Below are 17,637 nucleotides of genomic sequence, written 5' to 3'. Positions count from 1 at the left end.
CGGGTGAGCCGTCAGCACCTCATCAACCTCGACCATATCGCCAAGTTTATGAAAGGGGAAGGCAGTTATGTCATCATGACCGACGGTCAGAGTATCACCGTAGCCCGCAGTCAAAAAGAGAAATTGGTGGAACGGTTTGGATGGTTATGAGTGCTTGCCCAAATTTCGTTGGCTAACAAAAATCTACAGAGTTTCTATTGGTAACTAAAATTAGTACGGTCTAAGATTGCGATGTAGCGGTTTTTCTGGTATTTTGTCCATCTAAATTCGTTCGATGAAATCTTTACAAAAAATAGTAGTTAGCTGCCTGTTTACCTGTGTTTTGCTGCCTCGTTTCAGTTTCTCTCAACTCACTTCCATTAAGCCAGTTAGTGCATCAAATCCTGTTTTATTGGCTCAGGTAGATAAAATTGCGGATGCTGTTACATCCAAAGTGATTGAATGGCGGCGCGATATTCACCAACATCCGGAATTGGGAAATCGTGAATTCAAAACAGCCGAAAAGATTGCTCAGCACCTTCAGTCATTGGGAATAGAAGTAAAAACCCAAGTGGGAAAAACGGGTGTTGTAGGTATTTTAAAAGGACCTTTTGAAGGGCCGGTCGTGGCTCTGCGAGCCGATATGGATGCACTTCCCATCACGGAACGCGGAAATTCATCGTTCAAATCAACTGTAACGACGGAGTATAATGGTAAAACGACGGGAGTCATGCACGCCTGTGGCCATGATGCACACGTGGCCATGCTTATGGGGGCGGCCGAAGCGTTGGTTGCTGTTAAAAACCAACTGAAAGGGACCATCAAATTTATTTTTCAGCCTTGCGAAGAAGGGCCTCCGACGGGGGAGGAGGGAGGTGCCAAGTTAATGGTGAGAGAAGGAGTGCTTGACAATCCCAAAGTCGATGTCATTTTTGGCCAGCACATTGCCTCCGGCACTGAAACAGGCGTCATTACGTTTCGCCCGGGTGGATTTTATGCGGCCAATGATATTTTCAAAATTACGGTCAAGGGCAAGCAAAGCCACGGAGCATCGCCATGGGCGAGCGTTGACCCCATCATTACCGGAGCTCAGATTTTATTGGGTCTTCAAACCATCGTAAGTCGAAATTTACCCCTTACCGAAAATGCCGCCGTGGTGACGGTGGGGGCGTTCAATGCCGGAAATCGCCAAAATATCATTCCCGAAGAAGCCGTCATGATTGGGACTATCCGGACGTTTGATGCTTCTATGCAGAAAACCATTCATCAGCGAATCCGAGAAATAGCTACTTTCATTGCCCAAAGCGCCGGTGCCACTGCCGAAGTGGAAATCAGTTCCGAGGACCCCATGGTTTTCAACAGTCATCCCCTGACGGCGCAAATGGTACCGACTCTCCAAAAGTTGGTAGGCGCGTCCAATGTCATTTTGGTGCCGGCCGGTACGGGTGCCGAAGATTTTGCGTATTATGCCCAAAAGGTACCGGCTTTCTTTTTCCGAGTCGGAGCCTTGCCAAAAGGGAAAAAACCGCTCGAAGTATTGCATCATACTCCTGATTTTCAGATGGATGAAGGGAGCTTGGGAGTAGGTGTCAAAACATTATGCCATTTGGCATTAGATTATATAGAGCAATATCATTCAACCAAATAAGACAAATGAATTTTTCTGATTATCAAAAAGGTACGGCTTCGGTTTGGGGAGGCGAAACCGAACTTTTTCCCGAAGGAGCCGTTACTCCTCCCATTGTTAACAGTGTAACGTACGGCTACAAAGATTTGGATGAATGGCACAACGTCGCCACCGGAAAGGCGGAAGGGTATATTTACAGTCGGAATACGAATCCGACGGTGCACGTTTTGGAAGAAAAAATCAAGGCATTGGAAGGGGCCGAAGCTGCTACTTCCTTTGCTACGGGAATGGGGGCTATCAGCAATACGCTCTTTGCGTTGCTGACTTCGGGCAAACGGGTGGTGTCGCTCAAGGATACTTACGGCGGAACGAGTAAGCTGTTTTTGGATTTTTTGCCCGATTACCAAGTCAACGTAACCCTTTGTGATACAACGGATTTTGAACAATTGGAAGCGGAAATTGCAAAAGGATGCGATGTGTTGTACTTGGAAACACCTACTAACCCTACCCTAAAAGTCGTTGATATTGAGCGATTGGCTGCAGCAGCTCATAAGGTAAATGCCGTAGTGGTAGTTGACAGTACGTTTGCCACACCCGTCAACCAAAACCCGCTTAAATTAGGAGCAGACTTGGTAGTGCACAGTGCCACAAAATTCCTTTGCGGACATTCCGATGCCATGGGCGGCCTGCTTTGCGGAAACCGCGAATTAGTCAAAAAGGTATTTCAGTTTCGGGAAATAAACGGAGCAAGTATTCATCCCGAAGCAGCCTACATGATAGCGCGAGGCATGAAAACGCTTGAACTCAGAATTGAACGCCAAAATGCTTCGGCCCTTAAAATTGCTCATTTTCTGGAAAGCCATCCTAAAGTAAGCAGTGTGTTTTATCCCGGACTCGAATCGCATCCCGGTCATTCTATTGCTAAAAGACAGATGTCCGGTTTTGGGGGTATTTTAAGTTTCTCGTTGGAAGGTGGTTACGAACAGGTTAAATCGTTTTTGCCAAAACTAAAGTTGGTTCACTTAGCTGCAAGTTTAGGTTCGGTGAGTACAATTGCCGGACCGCCGCGCACAACCAGCCACGTTGAATTGACCGAAGAACAACGCAAACTGTTAGGAATTCCCGAAAGTCTGATTCGTTATTCGGTCGGAATTGAAAATGTAGAAGACCTTATTGCAGATTTGGATCAGGCATTGGCTGCTCTCTAATTGTCAACATCTTTGACCGTCGGCCGATCATCATTCAGCCGCTTTTCGTATTGAATTTGAAACGCACTCAAATCGGGTGCGTTTTTTCTTTTGCGAGTCAGTTCGTATTGATAAATAGTTTGTCCCAACTGATACAAAAATGACGGTCCGCCGCTGCGGATGACCAACGCTTTCGTATTCGTACTTATTATCATTCAAAATCCCGTCGCTGTTGACATACACAGTAGCCGAAAGCAGGAATTCCACCTTGTTTTTAAAATCAGCCACGTAAGAGGCATCCGTTAAAAAACCGTAGGCCCAACCTACTTTATTGAATACTCTCACGCCTTCGGGCAATTGATGGTGCAGGCTGTCCTGAAAAAAGAATTTTACGTAACTGTCGTAGTATTGCGTTCCGTCGTATTTGGGATAATTGGTTTCGCCCGGGAATTGAGACAGGTATTGGTAGAGAAAGCTATAATCATCTTTTGTTAAGTCAAAACGCTGTTTTACAGGTACTGACAATGGAAATAATACTGATTTCAGTTGCTGATGAAAGGCTTCTAAAGGTAATTTGTTTCTCGTCGTAAAATCAATGGGCCGCTACGGCGGACCGTTCGTGAATTAGGCTGTCTTTGCCGGTCATATATCCTTTTCCAATTTTAGCAATTCGGCTGAAATCAAACGGCATTTGGTTGTAAGTCGCAGGTTGCTTATAAATCAGTGAGCCGTCTTCTTTAATGAAACGGACAGGATTGGTATGGCGATTTTCGTCGGGTGTCATACGTACAAATCGGTGGGTGATGCGTGTATCCGGATAGCCCTTGGCGTGTAAAACGCGATTGGCAGTTTCCTGTCCCACAAATTCATACATTCGGCTGTAGGCGTCATTGTCACTCACCAAAAAGGCTTTTTTGATAAAATGCGCAATGGATGGAAACCCGTTGGGCGAGGTATCATCTTTCCATTCGTTGGTTTGCCCGCTAAAAGCCGTATCAAATTGCATGGACGTGAACTTGTTCACCTGCGGTTGTTTCATTTGATTCAGTTTCTCCAATGCCAACAGAGCCAACGACAATTTGACGGTAGAAGCGGGATTGAAATAAAAGGTACTGTCAACGTTGAAATAATAATTTTTGAAAGATGGTTGGTTGTTTTTGTCGCGGTTGATTTGCGTATAAATAATCTGAAGTCGGTAAGTATCAGGGTGTTTGATTACTTCCTGAAAAATAGGATGAGAGTTTTGTACAAATAACTTCGTTAGAAAATCATCCGTTTTGGGTTGACAATAACCCATCGAAACAGTCAGGAAAATGGATAAAAATGTAATGAAGCAGGTTGAGTATTTTTGCATGGGTTAAACGATTTTATATCAATTTCATTTGGCTGAGGTGGGTAAAAAGTCTTTTAAAGTCAGTAACTTTTGTGGTTGGACTTAATTCATAATCTTCCGTAGCAAAAGGCGTTACTACCAGCACGGGTAGAGTACCTAAGTCCTGCGAGGCCACCGTCGTTCCTTTGGTGATTTTTGGGGCGTTGGCATATTTTATTTCTATTCCTAAAACGGGGCTGAGTCCTTTAACCAATACTAAATCCAGCTCTGAGCCGTCTTGTGTTCTGTAATAATAGGGATAAACGGAAGGTTTCAATTGCGCTATAATTTGTTGGATAACAAATCCTTCCCACGAATTGCCTTTGCCTATATACCCTTCTAAATCTTCTTCGTTTTCAATTCCGACAACAGCGTGCAGCAACCCGGAATCTCGAATATATACTTTGGGTGACTTTACCAACCGCTTGGAGATGTTAACAAAGTAAGGCTGTAGTCTTCTGATTAAAAATGAGTTCTCAAAATAATCTAAGTAACGTTTTACCGTATTTACATCAATCCCTAATGACTTGGAAAGGTCAGAGTAATTAATAATATTGCCATGCACATGAGAAATCATACGCAACAAATTTCGCAACATAATTGGAGAAACTGAGAGCCCAAGTAAAGGAAGTTCTCTTTCCAGATACGTCTGAATAAAATCCAGTCTGTTAGCAAAACTTACTTCTTCACTTTGGGTCATCAACATGGTTGGAAAACCTCCTCTAAGCCACAATTGTTGAAAGGAATAACTGCCGCTCACCTCAGGATAAATAAAAGGATTGACCTCTATATAAGAAATTCTGCCGGCCAATGTTTCAGAACTTTTTGCCAATAATTCTGGAGATGCTGAACCTAATAACATAAATCGTGTATTACTTCTGTTGCGGTCAATGACCGAACGTAATACAGGAAACAATTCCAGCATTCGTTGTACTTCGTCAATGATCAGTAATTTATCATCCCGTTGCAGTAAATAGCTTTCTATGTTTATTAACTTATTGTAATCTTCCTGCGATTCCAGATCAAGGTAAATACTTTCTTTTGCAATTTCTTTTTGCAGTTGTTTCGCAAGGGTTGTCTTTCCAACTTGTCTGGGACCTAATAAAGCTACCGCCGGCAGATTTTCAATCCGTTCCAATACTCTATTCGTAATAAATCGCTTAAAATCCATCCTGTTAAAGAATTATTCCTGCAAATTTAGAATTTAATTCCAAAATTGCAGGAATAATTTCGTATAAAGCACTTAATGAACAAAACAAGGCAGAAGAACCAACAACAAAAAGAGCAAGTGAAACCACTCGCTCTTTGTTTTAACTTCATAGGAAATTTAAAAACTGTAGAAATTAGGATTGGGCTTAGAAATTTAATTTTTATCCAGTACGACGATACTTTCAGCTTCGTATGTACCGCCTTCGGTTTTTAGGTTAAACACTTGTGAGACAGTGCGGGCGTTGACTTCAATTTCAGCGATTTCGGCAGTTAGGTAGCGACCCGATACTGCATCCCGGACAAAGAGCCAATCTCCTTTTTTGAGTTGACCTACTGGTTGCTTGCCCGTCAATGTTAGAATAGGATGATTTGGAGTAGCTTCCAATGCAATCAGGCCGCCTTTGAGGTGAGTGCTTACCCAAGCCTGACCATTAGGACGTACCAAAATTCGGTTGAGTTGGAAGTTTCCTTCGTGAAAATCTACCCGCACTACTTTCCCTTCACGAATACCCGTTACGGTATCGCCAACCTTAACTTTCGCGATGGCTTTCTCGCTGCCATCGGTCAAATTAATGAATGTTTCAGCAGGAAAGCACACGTCATTAGTATCTTCGGTGGTGCTGTCTTTTTTGATTTCGGTCTTTCCCTGCGCCAGTAGAAAGGCAACGCAAACGGCAAGACCGTCAGCAGTCTTGTTACCTGCTTTGAGATCATTTAGATATTGCACCCATACGTCGTTAGGGGCCAATTTGTTGGGAATGGCCATATTGATTTGTCTGCCCTGCATGGCAAATACCGCGAATGAGCCGATACTTACAGCGCTTGCCCCATCCATGATGTGGTACAAATAAATCTTGCGCTCGATGCCGTCGTTCAAATTAAAAGAATACGGTTTCTCCTCAGGGCGGTCAAAGATGAATCCCTGGTCGCGGATGTACGTTTTCTTTTCAACGTTTTTGAGGATCACTGTTTTTACTTTGGAATATTCGGCCAAGGTAATCCCTCGCTGATTGACCTGCGCAAAGGCGCAGGTACAAACAGCCCATAAGGCAATCAATAAAAACTTCATGAAGGGCGTGTTAACTGATTGATTTGGCAAATGCTTCTTTGAACGCTTTCATTTCGTCCATGGTCCCAATGCTGACGCGACACCAGTCCTGTTGGTCAAAAGACCAACTCCGTACACTGACGCCTTCGGCCATCATTTTTTGCAGAAGCATTTGCCCTTTCATTTTAATCGGAAATAACACAAAGTTTGCTGATGAAGGCAAATACGTATAATCCATCGCTTTGAGGGTGTCATAAAGAAACTTCTTCGACTCAAGCGTGTTTTTTAAAACCATTTCCTGAAAAGCTTTGTCTTTAAAGCTCGCAATGGCTGCTGCGGCGGAGGTCGTCGAAACGGTAAAACCTCCTGAGCAGTATTTGCGTAAGTCTTTCAACAAAGCTGGCTGACCCAATGCGTAGCCGATTCTCAATCCCGCAAAACCGTGAAGTTTTGACAAGGTTCTCAAAATCAGCACATTTTGTCCTTTACGTACGCATTCTACCATGCTGTCTGTAGCGGGGGTGGGTGCGTAATCAATGTAAGCCTCATCCACCAATACCGTTGATTTAGGAGAAACTGTGTCGCAAAACGACTTCAGTTTTTCGGAAGGCAACATGACTCCCGTGGGGTTGTTGGGGTTACAAATATAAATCAAGGCCGTCTCTGCGTTGACGCGAGTAGACATGGTATCCAGGTCGTATTGATAGTCTTTGGTCAAAGGCACTCTGTCCATTTTCATGGTGGCACCGTCTTCGCGGGCATCCCTACCTGAGATATAACAAGTTTCGGCAATCATCACTTTACCTTTCGTCGCGGCCATCATCAAACTTGCCATGAGCAATTCAGACGAGCCGGCTCCCAATAATACTTGGTCGGGAGTTACCCCGTTCATTTCGGCAATGGCTTTACGGAGTTCCATCGTAATGGCACCTGCGTACAAAAATGCCTTGGGTGCTGCTTCAGAAATTGCTTTGATAGCTGCGGGTGAAGGACCCCACGGATTTTCGTTGGACGAAAGCCGTGCTTTGATTTGGGGAGCCGCCGCCAACAGGGCTTCCTGTGCCAATTCCATTTCACGTTCGGCATAGACATCCAAAACTCCAAAGGAAGTTGGACGGGCAGCAAGTGCCGGGCTTGATTGACCCAATACAATTCCGGTTGACGCAAGTAAACCTGATTTCAACCAATCACGACGATTGAGGATGGATGACATAATAAGGATTAGAATAAAGGTTTTTAGTTTGTTTTCCAAAAGGAAAAACTTGACTCTCGCTTGGCGGCGAATCCTTCCATTCAGATAACCTGTACTGTTTAAATTCTCTAAATGGTTAGTGAATGCAAAATTAGAAAAAGATAATTTATAATCAAATTTTGTAACAATAATTTAAAACAAAAAAAAGTAAAAAATCAATATATTGGTCATTTTTGAATTAAAATTAAACTAAAAAAACAAAAATACTCATATTTTAATGTAAAAATACCTAAATATAAAACTTGAATGTAGTTTTCTATTTGTTGATAAAAATAGGGCTTATTGGCTTAATATTAGAATAAAATCTTGTCAAATAAAAGAAATAATTGTATTTTTCTTATAAAATTAAAAAAAATCAAAAATAGTACTTGATAAATTTGACTTTTATATTTTATCAGCTTACTTTCGACTTATAGTTACGAAAAAATACAATTTACTACTCATTAATAGACTTCTTTAGCCGCACTTGTAGTTGTCTGTTAATGCTGAGAATAGAGCTAAACATATAGTAAAAAATCTCTTTCTCAACTCTGTTGCCAAGCCGACCTTTCGGGGCAGGTTGGGTTCTCGTACTAATAAAAAAAACAAAAATCTCTATTCTGAAAAAATTGAAAACAGAGAGTTAGTTCTGTCTGTGCACAAGACAGATTACTTAACTTTTCTGGGAAGAAAAAGGAGGAAGATTTCCTCTTGCTTGGCCACGCTTGCCCGACTGTTACGGTTGTTGGCGCATATGCGGCCTGTGTTCAATGATTTACACAGTCGGTGCAAAGCGTGAACTGCCTTTAAACTAACATATAACTACGAACCAAATTCTTATTTGATGAAAAGAACTCTACTTCTATCAGCATTGCTGATGACAGCTTGGGCAGGATTTGCTCAGCGGTTCGTCACCGGTACGATTACCTCCAAAGATGAAGGCGTATTGCCGGGAGTCAACGTACTCCTCAAAGGTTCCAGAACGGGTGTAGCAACCGACGGGACCGGTGGTTTTAAAATAAGTGTTCCCGATGACAACGCCGTCCTGGTGTTTAGTTTTATCGGATATAGTGTACAGGAAATTCCGGTAGGCACTCGGTCTACCATCAACGTTGAGCTTTTACCTGACGTAAAAGCCCTTCAGGAAGTGGTCGTAACCGCTTTTGGTATTGAAAAAGAAAAAAAGGCACTTGGCTATACCGTACAGGAAGTAAAAGGTTCTCAGCTTGTGGAAGCACGCTCCAACAACATAGTGAACAACCTTGCCGGACGAGTGGCTGGTGTACGTGTTCAAAGTAACGGCGGACCGGGCAGCGGCTCAACGGTACAGATTCGGGGAGCTTCTTCGGTTTCCGGAAACAATCAACCGTTGGTTGTTATTGATGGTGTTCCTATTGATCAAAGTACTTCCAACTCCATGACCAGCGGTGAAAAGCAATTTGGGGGCGGGCTTTCGGAGGTCAGTCCAGATAACATTAAAGACATCAGTGTATTGAAAGGCCCCAATGCCGCCGCATTATACGGCTCACGGGCGGCAAACGGGGTTATTTTGATTACCACCAAAAATGGGGCAGGTACCAAAGGAATTGGAGTGGAAGTAAACTCGAACATTACGTTTGAACGCCCCTTGGTAAAGCCTGATTTTCAAGACATGTATGGCGGTGGTAATGGCTATCGTACTTGGTATTCTGACGGTTGGTCGGGTGCCATTACAGGCTCTGCCATTGCGCAATACCGCGCTGCTTACGGTCCAACAGCCCCGTTGTTTGGAACCGATGGAACGGATGAAAGCTGGGGTGCGCCTTTGGATGGACGTTTGGTTCGTCATTGGTGGTCAGGTACGGAAGTGGCACCGCTTACTCCTCAACCCAACAACTGGGAAGAATACTGGGAAACGGGTCAAACGCGTACTAATAACGTAGCGCTTTCAGGTGGAAACGATAAAGGCAATTTCCGCCTTTCTATTGGTCGGATGGGTCAGGATGGTATCATGAAAAACAATGATTTCTACCGTAACAACTTCAAGTTAAATACGGGGTATAACTTTACCCCAAAGCTTAACGTAACTCTTTCGGCTGAATACATCAAATCGGGTTCTAAAAACCGGGGCTATCAGGAAGGACAGCAGTTTATTTGGTCGCATCGCCACATTTCGTGGGAGCAACACAAAAACTACGCGGACTATACCGCTACCCACGTTCAACGTGCGCTTCCCGGTCGTTTGCCAGACAGCGATCCGCCAAACTGGCAACACACTTTCTTTACTAACCCGTACTTTATAAACGATAACTTGCCATTGAGCAACGTAAAAGATCGTTTGGTAGGTAACATTGCGTTGAATTATAAAATCACGCCTTATTTGAGTTTGTTGGCGCGCTCAGGAACGGATTTTTGGTCCGATACGCGTATCAACATTATCAACTTTGAGCGGGTTCGTAACGGAAACCGTACGCCCGGTCAATATTCTGAAGAAGTACTGCGGGCGCAGGAAACCAACTCAGACGCTATCTTGACTTTCAATAAAACGTTGGCCAAAGATTTCGCAATTACGTCTCAATTTGGAGGAATTCTCCGTCAGAATTATGCCAAACGTAACTTTACTCAGGTAGGGGAGTTGGTCGTTGATGGTCTTTATAACCTTTCTAACTCCGTGCCAAGTCTCAACACAGTGGCAAGTCGGATTGAAAAAACCGAAATGCAGTCTCTTTTCGGGACATTTCAGGTGGGTTGGCGCAACGCATTATTTCTTGACCTGACGGCTCGTAACGACTGGTCAAGTACTCTTCCTTCCGATGCTCGTTCGTATTTCTATCCTTCGGCTTCGGTCAGTGCGGTTTTTACCGATTTACTTAATATTCAGAGTTCTATCCTGACGTTTGGTAAAGTACGCGCCAGCTGGGCGCAGGTAGGTAACGATGCTCGTCCTTATCAATTGAACCAAGTATATCGCTCGGGTGGCGCTTGGAACGGCTCTACGCCTCAGTATTTCGAAAATGTCACTATTCCTAACTCAGGGCTAAAGCCTGAAATTACGACTGGTATCGAGTTTGGAATGGATCTTCGCTTTTTGCGCGGTAAAGTGGGCTTAGACTTAACCTACTACAATCAAACTTCTCGTAATCAAATCCTCGGTGTTGAAATCTCGAAAGCCAGCGGTTACAATAACCGTATCCTAAACGCGGGAGAAATTGAAAACAAAGGCTTGGAAATCGTCTTGAGCGGTACGCCTTTCAAATCAGTCAGTGGCTTCACGTGGGATGTAGCGTTCAATTACGCACGCAATCGTAACAAAGTAATTGCTTTGGCTGATGGCTTGACAACCTTGATTCTGCACCAACAGCGCGGACTTAATTCGGAGGCTCGGGTAGGCGAAGCGTACGGTACCTTATTCGGAATCGGGTTTGAGCACAGCCCGGACGGGCAGATTATTTACAGCAACGGCTTACCGGTTGTATCCACTACGCCGCGTATTTTAGGAAATATTCAGCCCAAATGGACGGGTGGTTTGAGCAACACCTTTACTTACAAAGGCGTATCACTCTCGGCTTTGGTGGATGTACGCGTAGGCGGCGACTTCTTCGATGAAGGTACGGGCACAGCCCGCTGGACGGGTCAGTACGAAGAAACGGCCGTAGGTCGTGAAGAGGGTATCATCGGAAAAGGCGTGAAAGTGGTAAGTACAAATGCCGATGGTTCAGCAGTTTATGCACCCAACGACATCATCGTAGCGGCCAACCAATTGTATGGTTACAACAACCCACGCCGCTATCACGAAGCCGTTATCTATGACGGAAGCTATGCAAAATTGCGCGAATTGACCTTAGGATACAGCATTCCTGAGGCATTGTTGAAAAAATACATGATTCGTACCGTGAAATTCTCAGTAGTTGGTCGTAACCTGGCTATCTTGTTCAGCAATCACCCCCACATTGATCCCGAAGTGGATCGCTTTGGAGGAAACCGTCAGGGATTTGCCTACGGAGAGTTGCCAAGTTCACGGAGCTTAGGATTCAACTTGACTTTTGGATTCTAACCTACTTGGTGGCAGGGCAATCGCTGCCACCAAGCTCATTTTTAATCAAACAGACTTATACTATGAAAAAATACATACTACTCTCTTTGGCCATGATTCTTACGGCTACGTCTTGTACGAGTGAGTTCGACGAGATGAACGTGGATCCCAACAACCCGACCAAAATCAGTCCCCAGTACCTGTTGCCTTATGCCCTTGAGCGCTCAATTGACCGTTATTGGGGCGGAAGAACCCGTTTTGAGCGTCTTAACCTCGATGGTGCGATGCTTTGGATGCAGTACCTTTCGCGCAATATATACTCTAACGAAGGGGATAATTACGGTATATCACCTGCCATGCAGAACAACAACTGGCAAGCATTCTTTAATGATGGGTTGGTGAATTTTCAACGGATTATTACCGAAACCGGGCCACAAGGAACAGCCCCTAACGCAAATTATGAAGGAGTAGCTTTGGTCATGCGTTCGTGGTTGTTTTCGGTGATGACTGACCTTTGGGGGGCAATACCGTACAACGATGCGCTCAGGGGTACGGCCACCGAAGCGATTTATACCCCCGCTTATGACTCACAGGAGAAAATCTATGAAGCCTTGCTGAATGATTTGAAAATTGCCAATGAGAAGTTGAATCCTGCCGGACCGGCCATTACTGGAGATATTGTTCACAACGGGAATATCTTGCGTTGGAAACGTTTTGCTAACTCTTTACGACTTCGCTTGGCCAATCGTCAGGCCGTCAAAAAATCGGCTGAGTCGCGGGCGATTATGCGTGAAATCCTGAGTGACCCTGCTAAATACCCCATCATTACGGCCAATGCAGACAATACCGTTTTGCGTAGCACTTCCGTTTTACCCAGCAACAACGAATGGAACCAAGTGTTGATCCAAGAAAGCCGTACCGACTGGAATATCAGCAGCACCCTTGCTGATAAAATGAATAGCCTCAACGATACCCGTATCACGGTCTATGCAAATCCTGTAGGAGGCAAATATGTAGGCCACCCCAATGGTTTGCCCGATGCCATTGCCACAACCTATTTGGCCACCAGTTCAAACGTTGGTTCCGCATTTACCCGTATTGATGCCCCAAGTGTACTCATGACGGCCGCTGAGGTAAACTTGATTTTGGCCGAAGCCGTACTTGACGGTGACATTACGACCGGAACCGCCAAAGGGTATTTTGAGGCAGGCATTAGCGCTTCTTTTGAACAATATGGTTTGACCGTACCGGCTACTTATTTCGCTGCCGTAGGAGCAGTAACCCGGGAGAAAGTGCTGGAACAGAAATGGCTGGCGCTATATGGGGTTGGCATTGAAGCATGGACGGAGTACCGTCGTACTGGTTTTCCCGTACTTCCTGCAAAAGACCCGCGCGCCGTATTTGAAAACGATGGCGTATTGCCAACGCGTTTGCCATATCCAGGAAGTGAATACTCCCTTAACAAAGCCAGCTTGGATAAAGGCATCGCCCTCAATGGGGGAGCTGATAATATGAAGACCAAGCTTTGGTGGGTAGAGAAATAAGTACAATTTGTAAGTAAACGAAACTAAGTTTGCCAATTTTTACATTTTTTTTAATTTTTAGGCCAATAATAAAGTTAATAATTGCAAATTGATTAACTTAGTAGCTTAAAACCGAACAAACACAAACCAATTATCATACAAAAACACTATACTAATGACACAGATTATCAACCGCCGCAGTTTGCTAAAATCTGGTTTGATGACCCTTGGAGGCATGGCCGCTGCTCCTGCAATTGGCGCTTTTGCTAATACACCTTCCCGTTTGGATGCCAATGGGAATATTTTTCACAGTCCTTTGTTGAGAGAGACCTTCTTAGACAATACCACTAAAACTCCTCCAACGCTGGTACGTATCAATGCCAACGAAAACCCGTATGGTCCGCCAATGAGCGCTCGTAAAGCGGTTTCTGAATCGGTAGCTACGGGAAGTCGTTATTCTTGGAAAGAACTGGAAAACTTAGTAAGCAAAATCGCTAAAAAAGAAGGCGTCGCTCCTGACCATATTATGATGGGACCGGGTTCGTCTGATTTGTTGGAAAAAGTAGCGATCGTATTGTTCCAAAAAGGCGGAAACGTCGTTTCGGCCGACCCAACCTACATGTCGTTGGTGAAAGTAGCCGAAGCTACCGGAGCTACTTGGAAAGCCGTTCCCTGCAAAGGAGATTGGTCACACGACTTGAAAGCCATGGAAGCGGCAATCGATAAAGACACTAAACTCGTCTATATCTGTAATCCGAACAACCCTATGGGAAGCATCACTTCCGGCAAAGAGTTGTTGGACTTCTGTTCACGGGTATCGGAAAAAGTGCCCATTTTTGTGGACGAAGCCTATCTTGAATTGGCAGTAGGTGCTGATACTCAAAGTATGGTGTCGTTGTTGGCGCAAAAGAAAAACGTCATTATCGCCCGTACGTTCTCTAAAATCATGGGAATGGCAGGTCTGCGTGTTGGTTACGTGGCTGCTTTGCCTGCTACGTTGGATCAAATCCAAAAAATTACTCGCGGTGGAATGGGTATCACTCAAACTTCAATCGCGGCTGCGGTGGCAAGTATGGATGACGCTGAGTTTCAGGATATGACCCGTAAACTTAACCACGAAGTAAAAACGTATCTCTGCAAAAATCTGGATCGTATGGGTTACAAATACGTAACGTCTTACACCAACTTTGTGATTTTCCCCATCAACATGCCAAGCAAAGAAATGCTTCAAAAAATGATGGCTAAAGGCCTGATGGTCAGAGGTTACGAAATTCAGGGTAAACCTTGGTGCCGGGTAAGTATGGGTACGATGGACGAAATTAAACAATTCGTAAGTGCACTTGAATCAATAAGCTAATCAGGAGCGAGGAGTGAGTAGTCAGGAGTGAGAATGATTAAAAATGTTCCACTCCTCTCTACTCACTTCTGACTCCTCACTACTCCCTGAAATTATGAGTGAAGCTTTACAAAAAGCAATTACCCTCTTGTCACTGATTGGGTTAGGTTTACTGTTGCGTTCAAAATTTAAGCATAAAGAACAAACCAACGGGATAAAAGAGATGGTGTTGTCGGTAGCGTTGCCTGCCACTATCTTTATCGCGTTGATGAAAATAGATGTTGATGCCAAATTGATTGTCGTACCGGCACTAACGTTAGTTTTCAACTTCTTTATGTATTTCGCCGCGCCTTTGGCATTTCCATTTTTTGGAATCGAAAAAGATACTCCCATGGGGCGCACATTAGTGATGTTATTGCCTTCATTGGCTCCCGGGCTTTCCTGCTTTCCTTTTATTGCCGAGTTTTTAGGTCAAGAAAGCGTAGCAATGGCCGCTTTGGGCGATGTTGGGAATAAGTTCTTTGTGTTGATTTTTCTGTATGTGGTGGCTATGAACATGTTTCTGAAAAACACCAAAACAGAAGAGACAAGAATGGGTGATAAAATCAAAAGTCTTTTACTCAATTTGGTACAGGAGCCTATCAATATCATCATTATCTCAGCGGCAATCCTGTTAAGCTTTGGTGTTAGTTTTAAAACACTTCCTTTGATTGTGCAGGATGTGTTTGACAAAACCAGTGCCATGATGACACCGTTGGTATTGATTTTTATCGGGGTGGCAGTTCAATTAAAACAGCGTAAAAAGCGCCTGATTGCCTCCTTATTAATTTTTCGGGCGGGTTTAACGATGCTGTTCAGTGCGGGAATGATTGCTCTGTTGAACATCACTGACCCGACTATGGTTCTTTTGGCGACCGTCATTCCTTTAAGTTCAGCGAGTTTTTGGCCTTTTGCTCACATTTCAGCGTTCAATTCGCGGGAAGATGCGCAGGAAATCCCCAAAGAGCGCCGCACTTTCAGTGTGGAGTTGGCGGTCTTGGTGATGGCTTTTTCGCTGCCATTCTCGACAATGCTCATTTTGGGCATTCTTTCTACCGGCACATTTTTCGCACATACCGGCACGATTGCCATTACGGGTGTGATTTTGCTTGCCCTTGGATTGCTGCCTACCTTATTTGGGCGGAAAATGGTGCGCCTGTCGAAAGCGTAACCTTTGAAAATCTGAAGTTATTTTTCAACAAAACTGCTTTTAATATGAAAACTGCAAAAATACTCCTTTTCGTTGTTACAGTCTTTGCGGCTGCCTCTTGTAAAGTGGAAGATCCGTTTGTAGATCGTGTCGTTGCCCCTGTCTTGTTGGTATTTGACAATGCGATTGGTGATGGTGGTGGTTTTACCACTGAACCCACCGTTACATCCAAAGCGACTGCGACCCCTACAGTAAGTGTGCGAATTCTGGAATTAGACAAAACCAATATCCTTGATTATAAGAAAGGAATTGATTCTATTCCTGTTACCGGATTGGCAGTATCCCTGACAACTCGTGCCGGCGTAAAAATCGCTGATGTAACTACCGATGCAAAAGGTCGGGCAACCATTACAAAAACGTGGGCAGAATTTGGTGTAGCTGCCCCCAAAGCGGGAAGTATTGTTACATTGACATTGACAGGAAAATACAAAGAACAGGCTTTCTCTAAGTTAGCCCGTTTACAGGCAAATTAAAGACTATTGGTGGGTTTGAATAATCAATGATTGAGCTGACAACTCCGAAGCGAATGCTTCGGAGTTGTTTTTTTGAGATTACTCAGGTATCAAACAAAAGTTCTGGCGTGTTTTAAAGTAGATGTAAATGCCATCTAATCAATCTAATAACGGTTAACGGATACATAGATAACTGCGCTTTATTGAGTAAAATGCAGTTTCATGCCTTCGTGGGAGGCTTTGAAGCCTAAATTTTCATAAAAACGAATGGCATCGGGGCGTTTTTTATCAGTGGTCAATTGTAACAAATGAGCGCCTTTTTCTTTGGCCCGTTCAATGGCCTATCGAAATAACTGTTCGCCAATTCCCCTGCCTCTTTGGTCACTTCGTATTCTAACGGCTTCTATTTGTGCTCTGATTCCCCCTTGGTAGGTTAAGTATTGGATAAAGCTTAACTGCAACGTTCCAATAATTTCACCCAATTCATTTTCGATGACGGTCAATTCCTGATTGGGGTCATTGTCAATGGTTGAAAAGGCCTGGTAATACTGCTGAGGTAATGGATCTTTAAAGTCTTCTCTTAATTTGCCCAATTCATCGTCGGCCATTAGTTGGACAATAAAGTGAAGGTCTTCTTTGAGTGCTTTTCTAAATTTCATGTTTGAGAATGGGTCTTTATTCATTGCAAACTATTGCACAAGGTAGAAATAGAGCTATCGCTGCACCATCACCACTCCCCGAAATTCATAAACAGAATCATTGTTGAGCGGCCTGTACTTTAAAATATCCGGATAGTTACCGGTTTGGCAGGCTTCCCCTTTGAATTTGCCATCCCATTGAGGAGCAGCATTTTCTTCACTGTAAATGATACTTCCCCAGCGGTTGTAAATGTCAAGCCGTACCTGAACGCCGCCTAAAATAAATAGTTTGAAAACATCGTTTTCGCCGTCACTGTTGGGAGTGAAAATATCAGGGGCAAAAATGCGGGTATTGCAGGGGCCGTTCACCTTAATGGTTCGGGTCTTTGAGCATCCAAATTGATTAGTGATTTTCACTTTATAAATGCCGTCCTCGCGGATGTTGACGGTGCGTGTCTTCTCACCTGAGTGTTCCCACAAATAAGTTAAATTAGAATCGAAATCTCCGGCGATGAGAGGTTTATCACTGCAAGTAGTTTCGTCCGCTGCTACAACAGGCATTGGATTTGCCGTTACTTTCACGGAGTCGGTAATTGCGCAGGAAGCTTGAGCTAAGGTCAATTTATAAATCCCGGTTTTATAAACTTTCAGGGTATAAAATGTACCCCTTAGTTACAACAGTTATTACTTAAAACGAAACTATTAGTTGTTGTAATTTTTCTTTTTTGCTTCCGCTTCAGCGGTCCGATTTTTTCTTTTGTTAATTGTGTGGAT

At 43.9% G+C, this 17,637-nt stretch carries 14 protein-coding genes and 1 pseudogene; 8 read left to right on the top strand and 7 right to left on the bottom strand.

Annotated elements, in window-relative coordinates; translation table 11 throughout:
• Window positions 1–3 precede the first annotated feature (3 nt).
• From Q0081_RS26835 to Q0081_RS26825, 3 genes are all read left to right on the top strand, one after another.
• Complete coding sequence (locus Q0081_RS26835) at window positions 4–150, top strand: LytTR family transcriptional regulator DNA-binding domain-containing protein (protein WP_298354631.1); 147 nt, start codon at window positions 4–6, stop codon at window positions 148–150.
• Window positions 151–274: 124 nt separating this feature from the next.
• On the top strand, window positions 275–1,627 hold the full coding sequence (locus Q0081_RS26830) for an amidohydrolase (RefSeq protein ID WP_298360865.1): 1,353 nt from the start codon (window positions 275–277) through the stop codon (window positions 1,625–1,627).
• Between the two features lie 5 nt (window positions 1,628–1,632).
• Window positions 1,633–2,814, top strand: a complete 1,182-nt coding sequence (locus tag Q0081_RS26825) for a cystathionine gamma-synthase family protein (protein ID WP_298360863.1) — start codon at window positions 1,633–1,635, stop codon at window positions 2,812–2,814.
• A 30-nt stretch (window positions 2,815–2,844) separates the two neighbouring features.
• Here Q0081_RS26825 and Q0081_RS26820 read toward each other — a convergent pair whose 3' ends face one another.
• The 5 genes from Q0081_RS26820 to Q0081_RS26800 all read right to left on the bottom strand — a co-directional run bounded on the left by Q0081_RS26820 (window position 2,845) and on the right by Q0081_RS26800 (window position 7,635).
• Window positions 2,845–3,318 carry a hypothetical protein gene (locus Q0081_RS26820; protein ID WP_298360861.1) on the bottom strand — a complete coding sequence of 158 codons (474 nt, stop codon included), beginning with the start codon at window positions 3,316–3,318 and terminating at the stop codon, window positions 2,845–2,847.
• A gap of 67 nt (window positions 3,319–3,385) precedes the next feature.
• Complete coding sequence (locus Q0081_RS26815) at window positions 3,386–4,147, bottom strand: serine hydrolase (RefSeq protein ID WP_298360859.1); 762 nt, start codon at window positions 4,145–4,147, stop codon at window positions 3,386–3,388.
• Between the two features lie 13 nt (window positions 4,148–4,160).
• Window positions 4,161–5,336 (bottom strand): ATP-binding protein, encoded by a 1,176-nt coding sequence (locus tag Q0081_RS26810; protein ID WP_298360857.1) that lies wholly within the window; start codon window positions 5,334–5,336, stop codon window positions 4,161–4,163.
• Window positions 5,337–5,528: 192 nt separating this feature from the next.
• A complete protein-coding gene (locus Q0081_RS26805) occupies window positions 5,529–6,443 on the bottom strand; it encodes a Hint domain-containing protein (RefSeq protein WP_298360855.1) in 915 nt (304 codons plus the stop codon).
• Window positions 6,444–6,453: 10 nt separating this feature from the next.
• A complete protein-coding gene (locus Q0081_RS26800; protein ID WP_298360853.1) occupies window positions 6,454–7,635 on the bottom strand; it encodes a histidinol-phosphate transaminase in 1,182 nt (393 codons plus the stop codon).
• Between the two features lie 862 nt (window positions 7,636–8,497).
• On the opposite strand from Q0081_RS26800, the gene Q0081_RS26795 reads away from it, so the two are divergent.
• The 5 genes from Q0081_RS26795 to Q0081_RS26775 all read left to right on the top strand — a co-directional run bounded on the left by Q0081_RS26795 (window position 8,498) and on the right by Q0081_RS26775 (window position 16,246).
• Complete coding sequence (locus Q0081_RS26795; RefSeq protein ID WP_298360851.1) at window positions 8,498–11,686, top strand: SusC/RagA family TonB-linked outer membrane protein; 3,189 nt, start codon at window positions 8,498–8,500, stop codon at window positions 11,684–11,686.
• Between the two features lie 62 nt (window positions 11,687–11,748).
• On the top strand, window positions 11,749–13,209 hold the full coding sequence (locus Q0081_RS26790; protein WP_298360849.1) for a SusD/RagB family nutrient-binding outer membrane lipoprotein: 1,461 nt from the start codon (window positions 11,749–11,751) through the stop codon (window positions 13,207–13,209).
• Between the two features lie 154 nt (window positions 13,210–13,363).
• On the top strand, window positions 13,364–14,545 hold the full coding sequence (locus tag Q0081_RS26785) for a histidinol-phosphate transaminase (protein WP_298360848.1): 1,182 nt from the start codon (window positions 13,364–13,366) through the stop codon (window positions 14,543–14,545).
• Window positions 14,546–14,588: 43 nt separating this feature from the next.
• Complete coding sequence (locus Q0081_RS26780) at window positions 14,589–15,734, top strand: hypothetical protein (protein ID WP_298360846.1); 1,146 nt, start codon at window positions 14,589–14,591, stop codon at window positions 15,732–15,734.
• A gap of 44 nt (window positions 15,735–15,778) precedes the next feature.
• The gene (locus tag Q0081_RS26775; RefSeq protein WP_298360844.1) at window positions 15,779–16,246 is read left to right on the top strand and encodes a hypothetical protein; all 468 of its coding nucleotides are present in this window, start codon (window positions 15,779–15,781) and stop codon (window positions 16,244–16,246) included.
• Between the two features lie 179 nt (window positions 16,247–16,425).
• On the opposite strand, the pseudogene Q0081_RS26770 reads toward Q0081_RS26775, so the two are convergent.
• Window positions 16,426–16,833 (bottom strand): annotated as a pseudogene (locus tag Q0081_RS26770) (GNAT family N-acetyltransferase).
• Between the two features lie 105 nt (window positions 16,834–16,938).
• Window positions 16,939–17,484: a gliding motility-associated C-terminal domain-containing protein gene (locus Q0081_RS26765; RefSeq protein ID WP_298360840.1), complete on the bottom strand. Its 546-nt coding sequence runs from the start codon at window positions 17,482–17,484 to the stop codon at window positions 16,939–16,941.
• Window positions 17,485–17,637 lie beyond the last annotated feature (153 nt).

It is taken from the genome of Runella sp. (assembly GCF_027484545.1).
Taxonomy (GTDB): Bacteria; Bacteroidota; Bacteroidia; order Cytophagales; family Spirosomataceae; genus Runella.
This window is presented reverse-complemented; position numbering and strand designations above follow the sequence as displayed.

Bases quoted from the DNA above. Each gene is read 5' to 3' on its own strand.
- Q0081_RS26830 (WP_298360865.1), top strand. From the start codon at position 275: ATGAAATCTTTACAAAAAATAGTAGTTAGCTGCCTGTTTACCTGTGTT.
- Q0081_RS26825 (WP_298360863.1), top strand. From the start codon at position 1,633: ATGAATTTTTCTGATTATCAAAAAGGTACGGCTTCGGTTTGGGGAGGC.
- Q0081_RS26815 (WP_298360859.1), bottom strand. From the start codon at position 4,147: ATGCAAAAATACTCAACCTGCTTCATTACATTTTTATCCATTTTCCTG.
- Q0081_RS26810 (WP_298360857.1), bottom strand. From the start codon at position 5,336: ATGGATTTTAAGCGATTTATTACGAATAGAGTATTGGAACGGATTGAA.
- Q0081_RS26805 (WP_298360855.1), bottom strand. From the start codon at position 6,443: ATGAAGTTTTTATTGATTGCCTTATGGGCTGTTTGTACCTGCGCCTTT.
- Q0081_RS26800 (WP_298360853.1), bottom strand. From the start codon at position 7,635: ATGTCATCCATCCTCAATCGTCGTGATTGGTTGAAATCAGGTTTACTT.
- Q0081_RS26795 (WP_298360851.1), top strand. From the start codon at position 8,498: ATGAAAAGAACTCTACTTCTATCAGCATTGCTGATGACAGCTTGGGCA.
- Q0081_RS26790 (WP_298360849.1), top strand. From the start codon at position 11,749: ATGAAAAAATACATACTACTCTCTTTGGCCATGATTCTTACGGCTACG.
- Q0081_RS26785 (WP_298360848.1), top strand. From the start codon at position 13,364: ATGACACAGATTATCAACCGCCGCAGTTTGCTAAAATCTGGTTTGATG.
- Q0081_RS26780 (WP_298360846.1), top strand. From the start codon at position 14,589: ATGTTCCACTCCTCTCTACTCACTTCTGACTCCTCACTACTCCCTGAA.
- Q0081_RS26775 (WP_298360844.1), top strand. From the start codon at position 15,779: ATGAAAACTGCAAAAATACTCCTTTTCGTTGTTACAGTCTTTGCGGCT.